Source organism: Halomonas sp. ND22Bw (assembly GCF_003011945.1).
In the GTDB taxonomy this organism is placed as follows: domain Bacteria; phylum Pseudomonadota; class Gammaproteobacteria; order Pseudomonadales; family Halomonadaceae; genus Halomonas; species Halomonas halophila.
Map to the genome: position 1 here is coordinate 1 of NZ_PXWD01000691.1, position 278 is coordinate 278.

A 278-nucleotide genomic window follows, 5' to 3' on the forward strand; every position below is an offset into this window, starting at 1 on the left:
GGCGCCGACGCTGGGTGGCCACCGGCCGACAAGGCGCGCGCGGTGACCAGGTGCAGCAGACGTCGAACGCCTATTGGCTGAAAGCGCCCATGGAGGCCCTGCAGGCGGCGGCTAAGGTGCTTGCGCCTCGCAAGGCCGAAGAGGACGACGAGGCCCGCTGGGCGGCAATGCCTGCCGCGATGCAGGCCAGCCTTCGGGCCATGAAGGCGTCAGCCGCGCGGCGCAGCGAGCGTGGCCCCCAGAGCTGTCGAAGATCTGACCCATGAATCACCTGAGGG

Annotated in this window: 1 protein-coding gene; it reads left to right on the forward strand. The window is 70.1% G+C overall.

Annotated features, from left to right (window positions below; genetic code table 11):
• A partial coding sequence (locus CVH10_RS26795; protein ID WP_219924878.1) for a hypothetical protein occupies nucleotides 1-266 on the forward strand: 266 nt, incomplete at its 5' end.
• Nucleotides 267-278: the final 12 nt, after the last annotated feature.